The organism is Pseudomonas sp. 32_A (assembly GCF_017490905.1).
GTDB lineage: Bacteria > Pseudomonadota > Gammaproteobacteria > Pseudomonadales > Pseudomonadaceae > Aquipseudomonas > Aquipseudomonas inefficax.
Genome location: NZ_JAFGYI010000045.1, coordinates 1 through 17,452 on the forward strand (window position 1 = coordinate 1; position 17,452 = coordinate 17,452).

A 17,452-nucleotide genomic window follows, 5' to 3' on the forward strand; every position below is an offset into this window, starting at 1 on the left:
GCCAAGGCGGTAGCCAGTGCCTTGCGCGATGCCGGGTTCGCCGAAGGCATCATCGTTGCGCGCAACGAGCAGGCCGGGCGGCAGTTGGCGGATGTGTGTGGTTATCGCCGGGTGCCTGATCACCGACCCCGACGGGCACACCAGCAGACGCATGTCGATGCCGATGAAGTTCTTCTCCGACCTGGAGAATGCACAGCACGTGTCGCTGGCTCATGGCCGGGCGCTGGTGGATCAGCAGCTGGATGAAGGGCACAAGGTGTTCTGACCTTGTCGATGCCTGTGCCGGCCTCTTCGCGGGCTTGCCCGCTCCCACAGGGATAGCGCTGCTGCTACATGCGGCACTATCCCTGTGGGAGCGGGTTTAGCCGCGAAAGGGCCGGCACAGGAATAATCAGATATCCCGGGCGTACGCCACCGCCGCCTCGACCTGCTCCGGTGTCGGCCGCACCCCGGTGTAGAGCACGAACTGCTCCAACGCCTGCAGCGCGATCACCTCCAGCCCGGTGATCACCGGCTTGCCCAAGGCCCTCGCCCGCCTGATCAACGGTGTGCTCTCGGGCATCGCGACCACATCGAACACCCGCGCCGCCGCGGCGATGGCATTCTCGGAAAACGCCAGCTCCTCGGCCTCGGGGCCACCCGCCATGCCGATCGGCGTCACGTTCACCAGCATGGGTGGGCACAGGTCGCCCAGCTCCGGCACCCAGCGATAACCACACACATCCGCCAACTGCCGCCCGGCCTGCTCGTTGCGCGCAACGATGATGCCTTCGGCGAACCCGGCATCGCGCAAGGCACTGGCTACCGCCTTGGCCATGCCGCCACTGCCGCGCAAGGCAAAAGCAGTGCTCGGGTCCACCTGGTGTTGCGCCAGCAACTGGCGCACGGCCAGGTAATCGGTGTTGTAGGCCTTGAGGTGGCCATCGGTATTGACCAGGGTATTGACCGACTCGATGACCGCCGCCGATGGGTCGATCTCGTCGACCAGGGCCATGCAGGCCTCCTTGTACGGCATCGATACCCCGCAACCGCGGATACCCAGAGCGCGGATGCCCGCGACTGCCGCCGGCAGGTCATCGGTGCGCATGGCCTTGTAATAGAAATCCAGGCCCAGCTGCTGGTACAGGTGGTTGTGAAACCGTACACCGAAGGTGCCAGGGCGACCGGCCAGGGAGATGCACAGCACGGTGTCTCTGCTCGGAGTTGTCGACATAACCTGCTCCTTTGTCATAACTGAAACGTTTGTTCAGCGTAACAGAGGTAACCGCTGGTCGTCCCTTGCACAACCATTACCGTTCCCCGTGCTCAGCTGACGAAGAGTGGAGGTATTACGGCCCGCCGCGCTAGCAAATGTTGATGGAACCAATGACCACTATTGAGGAAGTTGATTTCAAACCGCCCAGCCAGCTGCGTAAGGTAGAGCCATGTTTTACAGGAGGTCCACATGGCCACTATCCACATCATGTCCGTCGTCGGCAGTGCCGTCCCCGCTTCGCTGCGTGAGCAGGGCCTGCTGGCATGCTGGTATCTGGTGCGCAACGGCGAAGCCGTAAGCGGCCCGATGCCGACCCTCGCCTCGGCCCAGGCCCTGGTCGAACAGTTGCAACCAGGCACCTTGGTCGCCTGACCCGTATTTGTTGTGCGTTGCTCCCTACGCCCTTCTGGCCCGCCTCCCTGGCGGGTCTTTTTTTGCCTGGGCGTTACGCCTGCACCTCCCCGCCGCAGGTAGTGAACAATGCCAACAACGCGGCCAACTCATGTTCGCGCTGGCCATAGCCCGCGCCAGGCAGGCTGGCCCAGATCGGCGCGGCCTTGGCGATCGCCTGGGCAATGCGGCCGGCTTTTATCAGTGCCAGAGCGCCGCATTCGCTCAACAACTTGATTGCCGCCAGGTCCTGGGCCTCAGGGGTAAACCGGCCATTGAAGCCATAAGCGCTGACGATGGCCTCCCAGGTACCGGCCAGAATCTGGTACCGCCCCGCCGCAGAGCTGTGAATGCCGTACCTCGGCAACCACACTTTCTGCTTCGGGTGCCTGCTGTAGTCGTTGAACAGTTGGCCGCCGACCAGGACGTTGTAACCATCGTCACTGGCAGCGATGGTCGAGGTACCTTCGGACCAGGCCAGCGTGTCCAGGAATGCGAGCACGTTCGCGCCGCCGGCAGCGGCAGAATCCAATCGAGCCATGTTGTCTCCATACAGAAGAGCCCATACGCATGGGCGTGAACAGAATTGTCTTGCGGGACGCCTCACTCACCCTGCTTCCCGCGCGGGCGGGCTACGCCCTCGCCCTGGACGATGACCTGCCGGGGGGGATGGCCGCCGCGACTGGTGAGCGCTTCGATCTTGCCTTCAAGGCGCCCTACGGTTACCACCAGTTCATTGCGCTCCTTGGCAAACTGATCGGCCCTGGCCTGCGCTTCTCTTCGGGCGTCACGCTCGATATCGAGCAGCTCGTTCAGGCGCCGGACCACGCCAATGTCAGCGGTGTCCATGGCACGGTCAGCCGCATCCCTGGACAGCCACTTGCGCAGCCAGAGGAAGGCGCCCAGCAACACGGTGCCAGTTCCGCCCAGCCAGGTGATGGTGCCTGGGCCGAGGTCAGTCGGGTCCATGAAAACCTCATTTCGAATGGTGATGTCGTAAGCCGGGAGAACGGTGTCTCGGTGGCTTTCCTTGCTTGCAGATTTAATTTAGCCTACAGCTAATATCATGACAAGAGAAATTTAGCTTTGAGCATATTTAGCAGCAAGCTAAACACTGGCATGCTTCGCCCCATGGACATCTACGAAATTCGCAAGCACAACCTGGTCAAGCTGATCGGCACCCAGAGAAAGGGATCCTGCGCAGAACGCTGGGGGATGGCACCTGCGCACCTGAGCCAGATCCTTTCGGACAAGACAGCGAAGAACCTGGGCGATGATGTGGCGCGCAGAATCGAAGGTATCGAGGGCTTGCCGCGGGGGTGGTTCGACGCAATGGCAGTGGGCGACCAAGCGCTGTCGCCAGCCGAGGCCGGCGACAGCAAGCTGTCCGCAGCCGACCTGGTCAAGCAGATGCTTGCCAGAAGCGGCAGAGGCATCCCTGAAGAAACCCGGCAAAGGCTACTGGCCGCTGCCGAGGAGCCGGCAGACTCGACGCTGGTGGCTTCTGAGCTTGTTCGGCCAGGCCTGGTGGGTGACGAAGTGTGGATTGCCCACTACGACGTCCGCGCAGCCATGGGCGGCGGGCAGATCCCCCACGACTACCCCGAGATGTTCAAGGATGTTCGCGTCAGCCCAAGCCACCTGCGCGAGCTGGGCGTGGAGTTCAGCGAGCACCACCACCTGAAGATGGTGACCGGTTGGGGCCAGTCGATGGAACCGACCATCAAGCACCGCGACCCGCTGATCGTGGACGTCAGCATCCGCGAGTTCGTCGGCGATGGAATCTATTTTTTCTCCTGGGGCGACCACATCTATATCAAGCGCCTGCAGATTGCCGACGAAGACCATTTCGAGATGATTTCCGACAACTCGCGGCACAAGGACCGCATGATTCGCCGGGACGAGACCTACATCCAGGCCAGGGTGCTGCTGGTGTGGAATGCGCACCTTGTGTGAAGCGAAGCCCGCCACCCCGGCGGGCTTTTTCTGACTTTCAGAAAGGTGCCGCCTCCTCGACCTGCTGCTCGCTGTCCCGCTCGACGACAAAGTCGTCACGCTCCTCCACGCTGCCACGCTCCCAGCGCACCGTCACGCTCTCGTCGTCGTTGAAGGTCAGTTCCAACTCGGGCGTCTCGGCCAGCACGCCCATCACCTCCTCCCACTCGGCATCGCCGTCGGTATCCAGGCGATGCACCGTCACCCACCGCTGCGTCTGCGCCAGCGGGTGGTTGATCATCGCCGACACGCGCAAGCTCAGGCGCTCTATTCCAGTCATTTCCTGGCGCTGATTGGGCGGAGATTTCATGTGATCAGACATATTCTTATCCTTGAAGCTGTATATTCGTACAGTGCTCATGGAAAGCTTATCTCACTGCCAAATCAAGCGTAAAGCCCGCCTGAGGAAAATTTTCGCCGACAGGTAATTTGCCGCCCGGCGAAATATTTTTAGCTTTGAGCTATTGACTTGTATTTAGCCTGTCGCTAAATTTCAATCCAGCAGCCGCCACCCTGCTGCTGCGGTACCAACCACCATTTCCATTCAGGAGTTGTCCCATGAGCGTAGATATTCGCAACCTCACCATCGCCGTTCCGGTAGCCGAATCGTCGATCACCACCGTAGCGACAGAACTCACCGGCAGCGAAGCGATTGCCCAATACCCGGACTACGTGACAGTGCTCAGCGACGGTTCGGTCCAGTTGTTCGCCCCCACCAAAGGCGCTTCGAGCAAAAGCACCCGCAGGACCCGCTGCGAGTGGTCGGAGCCGAAATACTGGACGCTGGCCAGCGCTCAGGATCACTGGAATCGCCAGGAAATGACGCTGACCAAGGTCAACTGGGCGCAGAAGGTGGTCATCGCGCAGATGCACGTTTACGCTGACGACAGCCCGCCCGTGAAGGTGTTCTGGAAGAAGGGCGACATCACCCTGGGGTTTCGGCAGACCTACAACCAGGCAGATCCTGTGAATTCGACGGTGCTCAAGGGGGTACCGCTGGGGGCGAAGTTCCAGGTGAGCATCCACGCCACCTCGGCAGGCGTTATCAACGTTACGGCCACGTGCAATGGAGTGACCGGTTCGTCCGGCGACCTGCAGTTCGACAGCACCTGGGCCGCGCGGCTATTCGAGTTCCACGGCGGGGTCTACAACCAGGTGGACTACACCGATACAACGCCCGCCAATGACGGCTCGATCTGCATCATCAGCGACCTCGCGCTGATTCATGCCTGAACCCAGGCACCCGGCACGCATCCCGATGCCCTGCAACTCAGCGCAGGTTGCATCGGGATCGCCCTGGATCGACCGTTAAGCTTGAACTGGCGCTCAAACTTCCTGCTTTTCGGATGAACTAAGCTATTCGGATGTCTTTTTTCAGAGCAGGGTCAGGCCCCCATGAGACTGTTCGATTTTATTGAAAACGGTATGGAAGCGATTCTTCAGGCTTGGGAAAACTACGCCCGCTCGGTTGAAACAGACCTGCCGAAGCAGGACTCGGTCGGCCTGCGCAATCATGCCGAGAAGATGCTGCGCACCGTGGCCGCAGACATGAGACTGCCCCAGAGCAGGCAACAACAGGCCGAGAAGGCACAAGGGAAAGGCCCCAGGAGTTCCAGCGAAACCGCAGCGCAGACCCACGCGGTAGCTCGACTGATAGCCGGGTTCTCGATGGACCAGATGGTGTGAATACCGGGCATTGCGCGCAAGCGTTCTGTCACTGTGGCTTACCCAGGAGTCGTTCGCAGAGGCGCACCATGTCCAGGACATGATCCGGTTCAATGAAGCGATTGACCAGGCGCTCGTAGAGTCGATCGCTGCGTACGGAACAGCAGTCGAGGCAACCCGCAAGATGGTGCTCGCCGTGCTCGGTCATGATTTGCATTCACCCTTGGGCGCGATACTCATGGCTGGCGGGCTGATCCAGCGGCAGCCGGGGCTGGATGAAAAGGGAAAGCGACTTGCTACCCAGGTTTGTACCAGTGCACATCGGGCAAATGTCATGATCAACGATCTGCTGGACCTGGCCCGCTGCAACCTGGGGACTGGCATCCCAGTGGATTTGCGGAAAATGGATTTGAATGCAATCTGCCAGGCTGTCATCGACGAGCTGCGCACGGCGTTCCCGCACGCGCGGATCATCCTGGATGAGCAGGCGCACATCACGGGCCAATTCGACCCTGACCGCATTGCTCAGGTGTTCTCCAACCTGATAAGCAATGCTCTGCGCCATGGCGATGCAACGGCCCCGATCAAAGTCACGGTGGCCAGGGTGGAGGGTGTTCCACGGGTCAGCGTTCAGAATTCCGGAGCACCTATCCCACCCGAGGTGATGCCCTATATCTTCAAGCCGGAAGGAAGATACTCGAGCTACTCAGCCGGAGAGCGGGGCTCTGCAGCGGGGCTCGGCCTTGGCCTGTTCATCGCATCGGAGATCGTTGCGAACCACGGCGGCAGAATTGAGGTGGAATCGACCGAAGAGCAAGGGACGACCTTCGAGGTTGTTCTGCTGTCTTCGGTAGAGTGACGATTGGTACAGGACAGGTACAGGATTAAATTTCGTTCACGTTGCGCCCTTTAGTCATAAGGCATTCGACAGCAATTCAGCCATACTCCAGAATGCAGCGGTTTTTGGGGGAAAACCCTTGCACAGCCAACGACATACCAATTTTTAGTGAGCCTCAACGTGAAAACATCCCTGTCCATCCTCGGCCTGCTGCTGTTGCTCACAGGTACTGCGACCCTTCCGTCGACCGCTGCTGCACAACCCCCGGCCCAGGTTCAACGGGACCCGTCCAAGCTGCATCTCGCCTCGGGCAGCGCCCTGCTGATCGACCTGAACACCAACCAGGAGCTGTATTCGAGCCACCCCGACCGCGTGGTACCGATCGCCTCGGTGACCAAATTGATGACGGCGATGGTAGTGCTGGATGCCAAGCAGTCCATGGATGAGATGCTCACCATGACCATTGCCAACAACCCGGAAATGAAAGGCGTGTATTCGCGCGTGCGGCTGGGCAGCCAGCTCGACCGCCGCGAAACCTTGCTGATTACCCTGATGTCATCGGAAAACCGTGCAGCCAACAGCCTGGCCAACCATTACCCCGGCGGCTACCCGGCGTTCATCAAGGCGATGAACGCCAAGGCCCGCAGCCTGGGCATGGCGCACACCCGCTACGTCGAGCCGACCGGCCTGTCGACGCAGAACGTGTCCACGGCCCGTGACCTGGCCAAGCTGCTGATGGCATCGCGCAAGTACCCGATGCTGAGCGAGCTGTCGACCACCCGCGAGAAGACCGTGGCCTTCCGCAAGCCCAACTACACCCTGGGCTTTCGCAACACCGACCACCTGGTGAACAAGAGCAACTGGGACATCAAGCTGACCAAGACCGGCTTCACCAATGAAGCCGGGCACTGCCTGGTGCTGCTGACCCGCATGGACAACCGCCCGGTGGCCATGGTGATCCTCGATGCCTTTGGCAAGTACACCCACTTCGCCGATGCCAGCCGCATGCGTCAGTGGCTGGAAACCGGTGCCGCCAAGCCGGCGCCGGCGGTGGCCATGCAGTACAAGGCAGAGCGGCAGAACAAGGGGCGCCTGGCGGCCGAATGACCGCAGCCTGATGCTACCAGGCCCCTGTAGGAGCGGCCTTGTGTCGCGATGGGCTGCAACGCAGCCCTGACGATTTTTGCATTTATGCCAACATCCCGGGGCCGCTTCGCGGCCCATCGCGACACAAGGCCGCTCCTACAGGGGACCGTGTCAGCTGTCAGGCCGTGGTGCTGACCATCCCGCCTGCACTGCTGCCGCCCGTTTTCTGCAGTGCTTCGAGCAGTTGCGCGGTGGCCTGCATGATTTCACCATTGATGGTCGCGATGCTCGCCTGCTTGCCGGTCACGGCTGCCAGCTTGGTCGTCTCGTCCATCTTCTGAGCCATCAACTGGGCCAGCTGCTTCTGTTCCTCTGCCAATTGCTTCTGCAACTTCTTGATCATCTCGCGCAATTGCCTGATGTGCGCAGGCTCTGAACTCTCACTGCTGCCCTGGGCACCTTGAGCCTGGCCACCAGCGGTCACTTTCGAGGTTTCGGCCTGAGCGCCGGCCGCACTCTCTTCAATCTTTTGCGCATCCTGGCTGTCGGTGGCCTGGATTGTGTTCGCCGCCTGGGGCGTGGTGCGGATGCTGACTGCTGCAATACCTGTCATGTCTTTCTCCCTGCGTTGCAAATAGGTCCTTGGGTTGTTCTGCCTATCGGCAGACAGGCGCAAGCCTTTAGCCCCCCTGTTGCAATTGCCCGGTTACCCGCCAGTAAATTCCCCACCGTTTGGCTCGTTCCACCCAATGTACAAGCGCAGGCGCCGGCCTCTCCCGGCGAGCGTCAACATTCGACCATTATGGAACCGCAGCCATGAGCCAGTCTGCAAACCCGGAAACCATCAAGGACCTGATCGGCGTGGGCTTCGGCCCTTCCAACCTGGCCCTGGCCATCGCCCTGGAAGAACTCGCCGAGTCCCAGGGCCATGCCCTCGACGCGCTGTTCATCGACAAACAGCTGGACTATCGCTGGCACGGCGAAACCCTGGCCACCCAGAGCGAGCTGCAGATCTCGTTCCTCAAGGACCTGGTGTCGCTGCGCAACCCCACCAGCCCCTACAGCTTCGTCAACTACCTGCACCAGAAGCAGCGCCTGGCCGACTTCATCAACCTCGGCACCTTCTACCCCTGCCGCCTCGAGTACAACGACTACCTGCGCTGGGCCGCCGAACACTTCGCCACCCAGGCGGTATATGGCGAGGAAGTGCTGCGCATCGAGCCGGATGTGCAGGCAGGCCGGGTCGAGCACCTGCGCCTGGTATCGCGTGACGCCCAAGGCCGCGAATACAGCCGCCGAACCCGTTCGGTGGTGGTCGGTAGCGGCGGTACGCCGAAAATTCCGGAAAAGTTCGGCGCCTTCAAGGACGACCCGCGGGTTTTCCATCACTCCCAGTACCTGAGCAGCCTGAACAAGCTGCCCTGCACCGCCGGCAAGCCGATGCGCATTGCCGTGATCGGTTCGGGCCAGAGCGCAGCCGAGGCGTTCATCGACCTCAATGACAGCTACCCATCGGTCAAGGTCGACATGATCCTGCGCGGTTCGGCCCTCAAGCCTGCCGATGACAGCCCGTTCGTCAACGAGATCTTCTCGCCGGACTACACCGACCTGGTCTATAACGAACCGGCCGACCAGCGCAGCAAGCTGCTGGGCGAATACCACAACACCAACTATTCGGTGGTGGACCTCAACCTGATCGAACGCATCTACGGCATCCTCTACCGGCAGAAGGTCGCCCACCAGTACCGCCACAACGTGCTGTGCCGGCGCCAGGTCGAAGCCGTGGTGGCCACTCGCGAAGGCCTGGAGCTGACCCTGCGCGACCTCGCCACCGGCCAGCAGCAGACCCACCGCTACGACGCGGTGATACTCGCCACTGGCTACGAGCGCCGCTCGCACCGTGACCTGCTGGCGCCCCTGGCCGGCTACCTGGAGGACTTCAGCGTCGACCGCAACTACCGCGTGCTGGCCAGCCCCGACCTGCAGGCCTCGGTGTACCTGCAGGGCTTCTGCGAAAACAGCCACGGCCTGAGTGACACCCTGCTTTCGGTGCTACCGGCGCGCGCTGCTGAAATTGGCCGCGCGCTGTACCAGGACCTCGCCCATCTGCACGGCAAGCCGCAACCGGCAGTGGCCCTGACCCGCGCCTGATCCCCTGCAAGACCAGCACTGCCCTCAAGGCATGTACAGGGCCTGTAGGAGCCGCCTTGTGTCGCGAAAGGGCTGCAAAGCAGCCCCGGCAATTTGTGCACCTGCGCTGAAACCCTGGGGCTGCTGCGCAGCCCTTTCGCGACACAAGGCCGCTCCTACAGGATCGCGCCAGATTTCAGGTTCCTTTGCATCCTGAAACATTTACTTGCATTTAAAACGGCAGGTTTTCGATTCTCATTCGTCCTTATCAATACAGCCCCTCTTTGGCTGGGCACACGCTCGACTCCCCATTGCAGAAGACCGTCAGATGGCCAAATCACCGAAAAAATCCAAATCCAGGCTGTGGTTCCTGGTCCACAGCTGGCTCGCCTTGCCGATCTGGTTCTTTGTCCTGATCGTCTGCTTCACCGGCATGCTCGCCGTGGTCAGCCAGGAAATCGTCTGGCTGGCCGACCCGGCCGTGCGGGCCAACAAGCCCGACGCCGACGCCGAACGCCTGAGCTTCCAGCAGGTACTGGATGCCCTGCACAAGGCCGAGCCGGACATGGTGGTGGAGCGGCTCAACCAGCCCGACGGTTCGCACTTCGCAGTCAAAGCCAATGTCACCCTGCCTGACGGCACCAGCCCGACGTTGTATGTAAACCCCTACACCGGGGCCATTCAGGGCAAGACTCCAGACTTCAACTTCGAAGCCTTCACCCGCGCCCTGCACGGCTGGTGGCTGGTGCCGTTCACCAACGGTTTCAGTTGGGGCTGGTACCTGGTGTCGCTGCTCGGCCTGCCCATGCTGGCTTCGCTGGTCACCGGCCTGGTGGTGTACAAGAAGTTCTGGAAGGGCTTTTTCAAGCCGGTGCGCACCGGCCATGGTTCGCGGATTTTCTGGGGCGACCTGCACCGCCTGGCCGGGGTCTGGTCGATCTGGTTCATTGCCGTCATATCCATCACCGGCACCTGGTTCCTGATCCAGGCGATCCTGGCCGACAACCACATCACCATATCCAGCCGGCCCATCGTGCCGGTGATCGCCCGTGAGGATGTGCCGCAAACCCCGAATGGCAGCCCGGCAGCGCGCATCGACCTGGATGAAGCAGCACGCATCGCCGGCCTGGCGGTGCCAGGGCTGGAGATCAACTTCATCTCGCTGCCAGCCACCGCCTACAGCCACATCACCCTGGCGGGGCCAGGCTGGTATCCGCTGATGTTCCAGAGCGCCTCGGTAAACCCGTACACGCGTAATGTCGACAGCCAGTTCCTGATCAGCGACCGCTCCGCCCTGGAGTTCGTCACCGAGTCCATGCGCCCGCTGCATACCGGCGATTTCGGCGGCCTGCCGATCAAGCTGGTGTGGTTCTTCTTCGGCCTGGTCCTCACCCTGATGGTGTTCAGCGGCTTGCTGATCTGGACCAAACGCACCGCCCAGGCCACCGCCGCCGCCCTCAAGCGCAGCGAGCGCACGCCGCGCCTGGCGCGTAATGAACCCATCGTGGAGATCCGCCCATGAGCCAGGCCCAAGCCGTGCCCGTCAGCCCGCGCAAGCAACTGTGGCTGAAATGGCGCTTTCACCTGAACATCCTGCTGATCCTCATCCCGCTGGGCTTCATGCCCAAGTACTTCGCCGACGCCAAGCTGTTCCGCGGCGAAGCGGGGCTCGGCGCCAATGTGGTCAATGACATCCAGGTCGGCCCCTATACCCTGGACCTGGCCGAGATGCGTGACGAGCACCCCCGCGCCGACGGCCCGGCCGGCCACTTCAAGGTCTTCAATGCTTCGCTGTGCAAGGCCTGCGTCAACGGCGTCAAGGCGGCCTACCTGCGCATCGGCAAACCGCGCAGCCTGCGCGCCGCCGGCACGATTTTCTTCGGTGCGCCGTACAACATGGGCACCTCGTTGCCGATCCCGCCACGCACCAAGCCCGACGCGCAGGTCTGGATCACGCTGGAAGGCTGGGACGGCAGCATGTACCAGGCGTCGGTCCCCCTGGCCAAGGCATCGCCAGCCACCGTGGCCTGGCTCGAGAAACAAGGAGGCAAGAAATGAAACATCTGTTGCGCACCCTCGCCCTGCCCTTGCTGGTGCTGGCCGCCGGCCCGGCCCTGGCGCACAACCCGATGTGCGAATGCGAAGAGCTGCCTGGCGGCCAGGTCAAATGCACCGGCGGCTTCTCGGACGGCAGCGGTGCCCCCGGGGTAACCCTGGATGTGATCGGCTACGACGAACAGGTGCTGGTCGGCGGCAAGCTCGGTGATGACTCGACCCTGACCTTCAAGCGACCGGATGGTGAGTTCTATGTGCTGTTCGATGCCGGCCCCGGGCACGTGGTGGAAGTCGACTACGCTGATATCGCCCAGCCATGAGCCGCGCCCAAGTGATTCGCCCGGCCGGTGCCGGGCACGAAACCCTCTACGTGCTGCTGGTCAGCCTGCTGATCGTGGTACTCGCCACCAGCGTGGTGCTGCTGCGCGGCGAACGCGAGGATGAACAGGCCATCGCCAGCCACCAGATCGACGCCCGTCGCGACCTCACCGCCGCCGAGCAAGGCCTGTATACCGACCTGCGGGTGGCCTTCGACGAAATCCAGCTGCTGCGTGAGGAAACCGCCGCCGCGCCCAGCGTGCAGGCTCTGGCCGAGGAAGGCCTGCCGCCGTTCGTGGTCGATGCCGGCAGCCAGAGCCGCGGCAGCCACCAATGGTCGTGGCTGGAGCCCGGCGCCTACCTTGGCCGCAGCCAGGCCCCGGCAGTGGCCGGCAGCCTGCTGCTGATCCTGCCGGCCGACAGCACCGCTCAGGCCGATGTCTGGCTGCGCCGCGACAGCGCCGCCGTGCCCCCGGACGACCTCGGCCAGGCCGCCCTGATCGCCGCCGGCTGGCAGCAGGTGGTCAGCCATTACGACGCCGGGGTCACCCGCGAACACCGTCACTGAACCCAAGGACTCCCCCATGCTCCGCTCCGCCCTCGCCCTGCTCCTGGCCCTAGCCCTGCCGGCACAGGCCCTGGCCGATAACGGCAAGCCCCTGCGTATCGGCATTACCCTGCACCCCTACTACAGCTATGTGAGCAACATCGTCGGCGACAAGGCCGAAGTGGTGCCGCTGATTCCGGCGGGGTTCAACCCCCATGCCTACGAGCCACGGGCCGAGGACATCAAGCGCATCGGCACGCTGGATGTGGTGGTACTCAACGGCGTCGGCCATGACGATTTCGCCGACCGCATGATCGCCGCCAGCGAAAAGCCCGGCATCAACACTATCGAGGCCAACCAGAACGTGCCGTTGCTGGCGGCCACCGGCATTGCCGCCCGCGGCGCCGGCAAGGTGGTCAACCCGCACACCTTCCTGTCGATCAGCACCACCATCGCCCAGGTCAACAACATCGCCCGCGAACTGGGCAAGCTCGACCCGGACAACGCCAAGCTGTACACGCAGAACGCCCGCGCCTATGCCAAGCGCCTGCGCACACTGCGTGCCGACGCACTGGCCAAGGTCACCGAGGCGCCCAGCGCCACCTTCCGGGTCGCCACCATCCATGCCGCCTACGACTACCTGGTGCGTGACTTCGGCCTGGAGGTGACTGCGGTGGTCGAGCCAGCCCATGGCATCGAACCCAGCCCTGCCCAGTTGAAAAAGACCATCGACCAGCTCAAGGCGCTGGACGTGCGGGTGATCTTCTCGGAAATGGACTTCCCGTCGGCCTATGTCGAAACCATCCAGCGTGAATCCGGCGTGCGCCTGTACCCGCTGACGCACATTTCCTACGGTGAATACACCAAGGACAAGTACGAAGTGGAGATGAAGCGCAACCTCGATACCGTGGTCCGCGCCATCCAGGAGAACCGCGCATGACCGCCGCCGCCAACCTGGTGACGGCCTGCGGGCCGCGCATCGAGTTCGCCGGCATCGACCTGACCCTGGGCCGCACCCGCATCCTCGAACAGGTCAGCTTCAACGTCGCCGCCGGCAGCGTGCACGCCATCGTCGGCCCCAACGGCGGCGGCAAGAGCTCGCTGATCAAGACCCTGCTTGGGCAGATGCCGCACCAGGGCCAGCTGACCCTGCACTGGCCCGGCGAACGCGAAGTGATCGGCTATGTGCCGCAGGCGCTGGAGTTCGACCGTGGCCTGCCGATGACCGTCGACGACTTCATGGCAGCCATGTGCCAGCGCCGCCCCGCCTTCCTCGGCCTGTCGCGCCGGGTGCAGCCGGCCATCGACGCGGCGCTGGCGCGGGTCGGCATGCTCGACAAGCGCAAACGGCGCATGGGCGCGCTTTCCGGTGGTGAACGCCAACGCGTGCTGCTGGCCCAGGGCCTGATCCCCGAGCCGCAACTGCTGGTACTGGACGAACCGATGTCAGCCCTGGACGAAGCCGGCATCCAGGTGTTCGAACAACTGCTGCAAGGCTGGCGCCAGGCCGGCACCACCGTGCTGTGGATCGAACACGACCTGGAGGCCGTGATGCGCCTGGCCGACCGGGTTACCGGCCTGAGCCGCCAGGTACTGTTCGACGCCCCGCCCGCCCAGGCCCTGACCCCGGAGCGCCTGCTCGGCCTGTTCTCCGTTCACCCGCGTAGCGAGAGCCTTGCCTGATGAGTTTTGAAATCTTTCGGCAAACGGTCCAGGACTGGGCCACTGCCGGCTACCTGCCCGAGGCGCTGGCCTACGGCTTCGTGGTCAACGCTTTGCTGGCCGGTTTGATGATCGGCCCGGTGCTGGGCGGCCTGGGCACCCTGGTGGTGGTCAAGCGTTTTGCCTTCTTCTCCGAGGCGGTCGGCCATGCCGCGCTGACCGGCGTGGCCATCGGCATCCTGCTGGGCGAGCCCTACACCGGCCCCTACGGCAGCCTGTTCGGCTACTGCCTGCTGTTCGGCATCTTGCTCAACTTCCTGCGCAACCGCACCGGGCTGTCGCCGGACACGCTGATCGGCGTGTTCCTGTCGGTGTCGCTGGCGCTGGGCGCGAGCCTGCTGCTGATGCTGGCGGGCAAGATCAACGTGCACATCCTCGAAAACGTACTGTTCGGCTCGGTGCTGACCGTCAGCGGCCAGGACCTGCTGGTGCTGGGCATCGTCGCGGTGCTGGTGCTGGCATTGGCCGTGCCGCTGTACAACCGCATCATGCTGGCCAGTTTCAACCCACAGCTGGCAGCCGTGCGCGGGGTGGCGGTGAAAACCCTGGACTACCTGTTCGTGGTGCTGGTGACCCTGGTCACCGTGGCCTCGGTGAAGGTGATCGGGGCGATCCTGGTCGGGGCGCTGCTGGTGATTCCCGCTGCCGCCGCACGCTTGGTCAGCCAGTCGCTGAAGGGCTTTTTCTTCCTGTCGGTGCTGATCGCCACGCTGAGCACGCTGCTCGGTATCCTGCTGCCAATCGTTTTCGACCTGCCGGTGCCCTCTGGCGCCGCGATCATCCTGGTCGCCGGCATCTGCTTCGCCCTCGCGGCGCTGGCCCGCGCCCTCGTCCCCCGCCTGCAAGGAAACCCGGCATGAACCTGAAACGCCTTACTCTGGCGCTGGCCCTGGCCGGCCTGCCGTCGCTGTCTTTCGCCACGCAAGTGCTGACCACCCTGCCCGTCACCCACAGCCTGGCCAGTGCCCTGCTCGAGGGCACCACGGTACAGCTCGAACGTGCAGCGCCCGCCAACCTGCCTGCCAGCCGCCAACCGTCCTATTTCACCGGGCGCGGTGGCGCCAGCCTGCACAAGGCAGCACAACGGGCCGACGCGGTGATTGGCGTGCGCTCGATCTGGCGTGACGACCCGCTGTACCCGATGGCGCGGCGCAGCAATATCCGCATCGTCGAGATCGACGCTGCACGGCCGGTGGATGGCGCGCTGCCGGGTATTGCGGTGAACGGCGACGAGGCCTATGGCGCCTACCCCTGGCTCAACCCGACCAACCTGGGGCGCATGGCCGACGTGGTAGCCAATGACCTGGAGCGCTTGGCACCGGACGACAAGGCGAAGATCCAGGGTAACCTGGCCGGGCTCAAACGCCAGCTGCTGGAGCTTTCGGCCAGCAGCCAGACACGATTGGCGAAGGTCGACAACCTGACGGTGGTGAGCCTGTCGGAGCGGCTGGGTTACCTGGCCAGCGGGTTGAACCTGGATGTGGTCGAGCAACCGCTGCCGGCCGAGTGGGATGCGGCTGCGCTGAAGGCGCTGGGGGATAACCTGAAGGCGCAGGATGTGGCGCTGGTGCTGGACCATCGGCAGCCAGAGCCGGCAGTTGTTGAGGTGATAAAGGCAGCAGGGGCAAAGCTGGTGGTGCTGGAGAGTGACCCTGAGGATGCGTTTGCGGGATTGAAGGCCAGTGTGGATCAGGTAGTTGCCGCTCTGGGCGAAAGCTGATGTTCTCCTCGCAGTCCCACAGGCCTGCACGGTCCCTGTGTAGGAGCGTGCTTGCCGGCCAGGCCACCATTAACGCTTCATGCACCGCTGATAACGCTCGTCCACCCGCCCGGCAAACCACGCCGTGGTCAGCTTGCGGGTAATTTTCGGGCTTTTCAGCTCGATCCCTGGCAGCACCGCCCGTGGCACCGGCTTGCCGGCCGCGGCATCGGCCAGGGCGAACACCCCGCTGTACAGCTTGCTGTCCTCGAAGGCCAGGCTGTCACCCTCCTCCAGCTGGCTGCGGATCTGCGGGTTGCGCAGGCCCAGCTTCGTTCCCAGTTTGCGTGCCGCCTTTTCAGTGGTCCCGGGCATGATCGAACCCGGCGCCACCAAGTCGCCATCCAGCGCCAGCGTCACCCCCGTCACCTTGCTCAGCGCCGCCTGGAATGCCGCATTGCGGCTGGCGTACCAGCCCGCGTTGAAATCGGCAAAGCGGTACAGTTGGCGATCGTAGTTGGCCGAATAGCCTAGCAAGTGGGCGATCCCGAAATACATGCCGCCGCGCCGGGTGAACACTTCCTGGCGAATGCTGCCGTCGTGGCTGTAGGGGTAATCCCGCGCATGCTTTTCGGCAAAGTCGATACTGACCTGCATCGGCCCGCCGGTATGCACCGGGTTCAGCCCGCCCAGCAAGGTCTTGCCCAGCGGCACGCGAGCGATGACTTCATCATACAGTTCGCTCAACTGCTTCTCGCTGCGCACCGCCTGCAGACGTTGCTGGTAGCTCTTGCCATTACCCGACGGCGTCTTCAGTGCACCATCAACCAGCAGCTTGGGGATGTGCAGGCGCGCGGCGCGGCGGTCGATTTCCTCCCGGGCGATACGCCCCAGGTTGGGCACCTGCGGGTCGGCATTGAAGGTCGATTCCTGCTCGGTCACCGCCAGCACCGCACACAGGTTGCTCTTGCTGGGGGCAATACGCTGGGCCTCGAACGCCACCTGAATGTCCCGCGCCCAGCCCTCGCGGTCCTTGGCCTGGGCGGGCAACAGCCGCAGCAGTTGGGCGCGGACCTTGGCCGGGTCCGCCTCGGGTGCTTCCTCGCGGCGCCCGGCGCAGCCTTGCAGCAGCGCCAGGGCCATCAACCCGGCAGCCAGTAACCGGCCGTTCAGGGCTGTTCACCGACCAGGTAAGTCTTGCTGATGTGCCGGAACAGCGGGTGGCTGGCACTGCCCATGAGTTCGAACAAGACCATTTCGCGGGTCACCACCTGCGCCCCCGCGGCCCGCATGCGCGCCAGCCCTGCGGCCTTGCTCGCCGGTGTACGGCTGTCGCAGGCATCCTCGACCACGAACACCTGCTTGCCCAGTACCAGCAGGCCGAGCACGGTCTGCAGCACACAGACATGGGTTTCCATGCCACAGACAATCACTTGCTCACGCGCCATCAAACTTGCTGGCAGGCACTCGGCGGCCACGCAGGAAAAATGGCTTTTCTCCACCACCTCGGCGGTCGGCGCCGCGGCCAGCAGTTCGGCCAAGGTATGGCCCAGGCCCTTGGGGTACTGCTCGGAAATCACCGTCGGCAGTTCCAGCTCGTTCGTCGCCGCCAGCAACCAGCGGGCCCGCGCGCGGGTGCCTTCAGGGTCGCTCATGGCGCCGATGAGTTTTTCCTGGATGTCGACGACCAGCAGCGTGGCCTTGTGGGGATCGATCAGCATTGTCTGCCTCTTGCCTGGGAAAAGGCCTAGC

General features: G+C 63.3%; 20 protein-coding genes and 2 pseudogenes. 15 read left to right on the forward strand and 7 right to left on the reverse strand.

The genetic code is table 11. The features are described 5' to 3' along the window. Positions 1-114: pseudogene (locus tag J5M58_RS21860) on the forward strand (shikimate 5-dehydrogenase); the annotation flags it as partial. 277 nt (positions 115-391) lie between these two features. On the opposite strand, the gene J5M58_RS21865 reads toward J5M58_RS21860, so the two are convergent. Then, on the reverse strand, positions 392-1,213 hold the full coding sequence (locus tag J5M58_RS21865; RefSeq protein WP_207879581.1) for a shikimate 5-dehydrogenase: 822 nt from the start codon (positions 1,211-1,213) through the stop codon (positions 392-394). Positions 1,214-1,444: 231 nt separating this feature from the next. On the opposite strand from J5M58_RS21865, the gene J5M58_RS21870 reads away from it, so the two are divergent. Continuing rightward, a complete protein-coding gene (locus J5M58_RS21870) occupies positions 1,445-1,627 on the forward strand; it encodes a hypothetical protein (protein ID WP_016711139.1) in 183 nt (60 codons plus the stop codon). Positions 1,628-1,700: 73 nt separating this feature from the next. Here the strand turns inward: J5M58_RS21870 and J5M58_RS21875 are convergent, their stop codons facing one another. Together J5M58_RS21875 and J5M58_RS21880 are read right to left on the reverse strand one after the other, a co-directional pair. After that, complete coding sequence (locus tag J5M58_RS21875; protein ID WP_112252726.1) at positions 1,701-2,186, reverse strand: glycoside hydrolase family protein; 486 nt, start codon at positions 2,184-2,186, stop codon at positions 1,701-1,703. A 62-nt stretch (positions 2,187-2,248) separates the two neighbouring features. Beyond that, complete coding sequence (locus J5M58_RS21880; RefSeq protein WP_112252727.1) at positions 2,249-2,614, reverse strand: chemotaxis protein; 366 nt, start codon at positions 2,612-2,614, stop codon at positions 2,249-2,251. Between the two features lie 162 nt (positions 2,615-2,776). Here J5M58_RS21880 and J5M58_RS21885 point away from each other — a divergent pair, with 162 nt between their 5' ends. Then, positions 2,777-3,601 (forward strand): S24 family peptidase, encoded by an 825-nt coding sequence (locus tag J5M58_RS21885; protein ID WP_112252728.1) that lies wholly within the window; start codon positions 2,777-2,779, stop codon positions 3,599-3,601. A 37-nt stretch (positions 3,602-3,638) separates the two neighbouring features. On the opposite strand, the gene J5M58_RS21890 is transcribed toward J5M58_RS21885, so the two are convergent. Further along, positions 3,639-3,962, reverse strand: a complete 324-nt coding sequence (locus J5M58_RS21890) for a DUF1654 domain-containing protein (protein WP_112252729.1) — start codon at positions 3,960-3,962, stop codon at positions 3,639-3,641. 236 nt (positions 3,963-4,198) lie between these two features. Between J5M58_RS21890 and J5M58_RS21895 the strand changes: the two genes are divergently transcribed. The 3 genes and pseudogenes from J5M58_RS21895 (at position 4,199) to pbpG (ending at position 7,250) form a co-directional block, all read left to right on the forward strand. Next, entirely contained in the window at positions 4,199-4,873 is a 675-nt protein-coding gene (locus tag J5M58_RS21895) for a polysaccharide lyase family 7 protein (protein WP_112252730.1), read from the forward strand. 162 nt (positions 4,874-5,035) lie between these two features. Further along, positions 5,036-6,164 (forward strand): annotated as a pseudogene (locus J5M58_RS21900) (sensor histidine kinase). A gap of 159 nt (positions 6,165-6,323) precedes the next feature. Next, a complete protein-coding gene (pbpG, locus tag J5M58_RS21905; protein ID WP_207879583.1) occupies positions 6,324-7,250 on the forward strand; it encodes a D-alanyl-D-alanine endopeptidase in 927 nt (308 codons plus the stop codon). Between the two features lie 157 nt (positions 7,251-7,407). Here the strand turns inward: pbpG and J5M58_RS21910 are convergent, their stop codons facing one another. Continuing rightward, complete coding sequence (locus J5M58_RS21910; RefSeq protein WP_112252732.1) at positions 7,408-7,842, reverse strand: hypothetical protein; 435 nt, start codon at positions 7,840-7,842, stop codon at positions 7,408-7,410. Between the two features lie 203 nt (positions 7,843-8,045). On the opposite strand from J5M58_RS21910, the gene J5M58_RS21915 reads away from it, so the two are divergent. From J5M58_RS21915 to J5M58_RS21955, 9 genes are all read left to right on the forward strand, one after another. After that, positions 8,046-9,380: a lysine N(6)-hydroxylase/L-ornithine N(5)-oxygenase family protein gene (locus J5M58_RS21915; protein WP_112252733.1), complete on the forward strand. Its 1,335-nt coding sequence runs from the start codon at positions 8,046-8,048 to the stop codon at positions 9,378-9,380. A gap of 307 nt (positions 9,381-9,687) precedes the next feature. Then, positions 9,688-10,881: a PepSY domain-containing protein gene (locus J5M58_RS21920; protein ID WP_112252734.1), complete on the forward strand. Its 1,194-nt coding sequence runs from the start codon at positions 9,688-9,690 to the stop codon at positions 10,879-10,881. Beyond that, complete coding sequence (locus tag J5M58_RS21925) at positions 10,878-11,417, forward strand: thiamine pyrophosphate-binding protein (protein WP_207879586.1); 540 nt, start codon at positions 10,878-10,880, stop codon at positions 11,415-11,417. Before J5M58_RS21920 ends, J5M58_RS21925 begins: the two co-directional genes overlap by 4 nt. Continuing rightward, on the forward strand, positions 11,414-11,734 hold the full coding sequence (locus tag J5M58_RS21930) for a hypothetical protein (protein ID WP_112252736.1): 321 nt from the start codon (positions 11,414-11,416) through the stop codon (positions 11,732-11,734). The genes J5M58_RS21925 and J5M58_RS21930 overlap by 4 nt, the downstream gene beginning before the upstream one ends. Continuing rightward, on the forward strand, positions 11,731-12,300 hold the full coding sequence (locus J5M58_RS21935; protein WP_207879589.1) for a DUF6162 family protein: 570 nt from the start codon (positions 11,731-11,733) through the stop codon (positions 12,298-12,300). Before J5M58_RS21930 ends, J5M58_RS21935 begins: the two co-directional genes overlap by 4 nt. A gap of 16 nt (positions 12,301-12,316) precedes the next feature. Then, positions 12,317-13,219 carry a metal ABC transporter substrate-binding protein gene (locus J5M58_RS21940; protein ID WP_025338673.1) on the forward strand — a complete coding sequence of 301 codons (903 nt, stop codon included), beginning with the start codon at positions 12,317-12,319 and terminating at the stop codon, positions 13,217-13,219. Further along, positions 13,216-13,962, forward strand: a complete 747-nt coding sequence (locus tag J5M58_RS21945; RefSeq protein ID WP_133973584.1) for a metal ABC transporter ATP-binding protein — start codon at positions 13,216-13,218, stop codon at positions 13,960-13,962. Before J5M58_RS21940 ends, J5M58_RS21945 begins: the two co-directional genes overlap by 4 nt. Then, positions 13,962-14,861, forward strand: a complete 900-nt coding sequence (locus J5M58_RS21950) for a metal ABC transporter permease (protein WP_112252739.1) — start codon at positions 13,962-13,964, stop codon at positions 14,859-14,861. The genes J5M58_RS21945 and J5M58_RS21950 overlap by 1 nt, the downstream gene beginning before the upstream one ends. Beyond that, positions 14,858-15,721 carry a metal ABC transporter solute-binding protein, Zn/Mn family gene (locus J5M58_RS21955; protein ID WP_207879593.1) on the forward strand — a complete coding sequence of 288 codons (864 nt, stop codon included), beginning with the start codon at positions 14,858-14,860 and terminating at the stop codon, positions 15,719-15,721. Before J5M58_RS21950 ends, J5M58_RS21955 begins: the two co-directional genes overlap by 4 nt. Positions 15,722-15,790: 69 nt before the next feature. Here J5M58_RS21955 and J5M58_RS21960 read toward each other — a convergent pair whose 3' ends face one another. Beyond that, positions 15,791-16,843, reverse strand: coding sequence for a DUF1615 domain-containing protein (locus tag J5M58_RS21960; protein WP_207879596.1), 1,053 nt, complete (start codon positions 16,841-16,843; stop codon positions 15,791-15,793). Between the two features lie 26 nt (positions 16,844-16,869). Beyond that, entirely contained in the window at positions 16,870-17,421 is a 552-nt protein-coding gene (locus J5M58_RS21965; protein ID WP_112252742.1) for a hydrolase, read from the reverse strand. Positions 17,422-17,452: the final 31 nt, after the last annotated feature.

Bases quoted from the DNA above. Each gene is read 5' to 3' on its own strand.
- J5M58_RS21865 (WP_207879581.1), bottom strand. From the start codon at position 1,213: ATGTCGACAACTCCGAGCAGAGACACCGTGCTGTGCATCTCCCTGGCC.
- J5M58_RS21870 (WP_016711139.1), top strand. From the start codon at position 1,445: ATGGCCACTATCCACATCATGTCCGTCGTCGGCAGTGCCGTCCCCGCT.
- J5M58_RS21875 (WP_112252726.1), bottom strand. From the start codon at position 2,186: ATGGCTCGATTGGATTCTGCCGCTGCCGGCGGCGCGAACGTGCTCGCA.
- J5M58_RS21880 (WP_112252727.1), bottom strand. From the start codon at position 2,614: ATGGACCCGACTGACCTCGGCCCAGGCACCATCACCTGGCTGGGCGGA.
- J5M58_RS21885 (WP_112252728.1), top strand. From the start codon at position 2,777: ATGGACATCTACGAAATTCGCAAGCACAACCTGGTCAAGCTGATCGGC.
- J5M58_RS21890 (WP_112252729.1), bottom strand. From the start codon at position 3,962: ATGTCTGATCACATGAAATCTCCGCCCAATCAGCGCCAGGAAATGACT.
- J5M58_RS21895 (WP_112252730.1), top strand. From the start codon at position 4,199: ATGAGCGTAGATATTCGCAACCTCACCATCGCCGTTCCGGTAGCCGAA.
- J5M58_RS21910 (WP_112252732.1), bottom strand. From the start codon at position 7,842: ATGACAGGTATTGCAGCAGTCAGCATCCGCACCACGCCCCAGGCGGCG.
- J5M58_RS21915 (WP_112252733.1), top strand. From the start codon at position 8,046: ATGAGCCAGTCTGCAAACCCGGAAACCATCAAGGACCTGATCGGCGTG.
- J5M58_RS21920 (WP_112252734.1), top strand. From the start codon at position 9,688: ATGGCCAAATCACCGAAAAAATCCAAATCCAGGCTGTGGTTCCTGGTC.
- J5M58_RS21925 (WP_207879586.1), top strand. From the start codon at position 10,878: ATGAGCCAGGCCCAAGCCGTGCCCGTCAGCCCGCGCAAGCAACTGTGG.
- J5M58_RS21930 (WP_112252736.1), top strand. From the start codon at position 11,414: ATGAAACATCTGTTGCGCACCCTCGCCCTGCCCTTGCTGGTGCTGGCC.
- J5M58_RS21935 (WP_207879589.1), top strand. From the start codon at position 11,731: ATGAGCCGCGCCCAAGTGATTCGCCCGGCCGGTGCCGGGCACGAAACC.
- J5M58_RS21940 (WP_025338673.1), top strand. From the start codon at position 12,317: ATGCTCCGCTCCGCCCTCGCCCTGCTCCTGGCCCTAGCCCTGCCGGCA.
- J5M58_RS21945 (WP_133973584.1), top strand. From the start codon at position 13,216: ATGACCGCCGCCGCCAACCTGGTGACGGCCTGCGGGCCGCGCATCGAG.
- J5M58_RS21950 (WP_112252739.1), top strand. From the start codon at position 13,962: ATGAGTTTTGAAATCTTTCGGCAAACGGTCCAGGACTGGGCCACTGCC.
- J5M58_RS21955 (WP_207879593.1), top strand. From the start codon at position 14,858: ATGAACCTGAAACGCCTTACTCTGGCGCTGGCCCTGGCCGGCCTGCCG.
- J5M58_RS21960 (WP_207879596.1), bottom strand. From the start codon at position 16,843: ATGGCCCTGGCGCTGCTGCAAGGCTGCGCCGGGCGCCGCGAGGAAGCA.
- J5M58_RS21965 (WP_112252742.1), bottom strand. From the start codon at position 17,421: ATGCTGATCGATCCCCACAAGGCCACGCTGCTGGTCGTCGACATCCAG.